The organism is Ancylobacter sp. G4_0304, from assembly GCF_047501495.1.
Classification (GTDB): domain Bacteria; phylum Pseudomonadota; class Alphaproteobacteria; order Rhizobiales; family Xanthobacteraceae; genus Ancylobacter.
In genome coordinates this window covers 1-1,378 of record NZ_JAZDRM010000078.1, presented here as the reverse complement: position 1 = coordinate 1,378, position 1,378 = coordinate 1, and the positions used below count along the sequence as shown (strand labels likewise).

3 protein-coding genes are annotated in these 1,378 nt (G+C 62.7%); 2 read left to right on the top strand and 1 reads right to left on the bottom strand.

All coding sequences use genetic code 11. The features are described from left to right. The coding region (locus VRZ77_RS21690; protein ID WP_414594641.1) for a MobA/MobL family protein at positions 1-238 on the bottom strand (238 nt) is incomplete at its 3' end. A 172-nt stretch (positions 239-410) separates the two neighbouring features. On the opposite strand from VRZ77_RS21690, the gene VRZ77_RS21685 reads away from it, so the two are divergent. Both VRZ77_RS21685 and VRZ77_RS21680 read left to right on the top strand, forming a co-directional pair. Continuing rightward, a complete protein-coding gene (locus tag VRZ77_RS21685) occupies positions 411-737 on the top strand; it encodes a conjugal transfer protein TraD (protein WP_414594640.1) in 327 nt (108 codons plus the stop codon). A 1-nt stretch (position 738) separates the two neighbouring features. Next, positions 739-966, top strand: coding sequence for a conjugal transfer protein TraD (locus VRZ77_RS21680; RefSeq protein WP_414594639.1), 228 nt, complete (start codon positions 739-741; stop codon positions 964-966). Positions 967-1,378 lie beyond the last annotated feature (412 nt).

The following is a 1,378-nucleotide window of genomic DNA, read 5'->3' as shown; positions in this document are numbered from 1 at the left end:
TGCGCAGCTCGAAGGCTTCGACATCGTTCCAGCGCCGTTCGCGGTCGCGCCACACCTCGGGCGCCCCGTCAGGCAGCAGCACTTCGGAATGCACGACACCGCGCTTGCTGGAGAAGTCCTGGACGCGATCGATCCGGTCATCGCGCAGCCTTGAGGCCGAACGGTATGCCGCGGACGCGACCGCGCTGGAGCCGGCCTTGCGGCCGATGACCTTGACGTGAAGATGATAGATCGCCATCGCGATCCGAACATCACCACGGCGAAGCGAACGTCGGAACGACGTATAAGCGCGCCCTCCCTCGAAAAAATCTCGGGAGCGACGAGCCCATCCCAGTCTGTTCCGGCAACATTACAGCCATGGCGAACACGCTCAACTATCATTACTCCATCGACTGCTGATGGAGAGGACGATGCGCAAACCACGGGACTTCGACGCGGAGCTGAAGGCACTTGAGGACAAGGCACGAGAGCTCAAGACCCGAAAGATACAGCAACTGGGCGATCTGGTGATTGTCACCGGCGCCGACGCGCTCACGGCGGAGGAATTGGCCGGCGCGCTGCTGGTGCTGGCGGAGACCAAGGACCCCGGACGGAAGGAGGCGTGGGCGCGACGGGGCGCGGCGTTCTTTCAAGGAAGGGCACGCCGATCTGCAGGGGCATCTGACGGCAACGATGTCAGCGCTCCGGCGCAACCAAGCGGCCCGCACTCGCCATCAGGCGGCACGGGCGCGGCATGACATGCGCGACTGGCAGGTCGAGCGCCGCAAGCGGACGCGGCATCTCATCGAACTCGGCGGGCTCGTCGTCAAGTCGGGCGTCGTCGAGCTGACCGGCGATGACCGCGCCGTGATCTATGGCGCGCTGCTCTGGATGGCGAACAAGCTCAGAAGTGGCGAGAGCGAACAGGCGCGCGGCCTTTGGAAGGCGAAGGGAACGCAGGCGTTCGAAGAAGGCCGCCACGAGTGAAAACTGTGGCGGTCCCACCCCATAGCTGCCACTCCAATGCGCTTTCGGCGACGTCGGCTTTGCGCTGCCAAATCAGACATTTAGGTAAACTGTGTCTTCACCTAGAAGCGGACGTTGGGAGCGGCAGCAATGCGCCCCCACCCCTGTTGTGCAGGCTTCGATAACCTAGTTCTGGATGCGGGCACTTCCGGCCGCCCAAAGTTGATCTAGAACCTAAGGACCGAGCGATTCTTCATTGTGTAAAACCACCCTCCAAACGCCTAAGCGCTGCCAGCGCGTGCCGCGCTGTTGATTTCCGCGAAGAACTGACCCTGGATTTCCACTGAGAATTGACCCGGGCTGATGGTGGTCGGCGGTCAGGTGGCGGTCAAGTTTCGTGGCTTCTCCCTGGTGGGTTTGGGTGGCTTTGCCG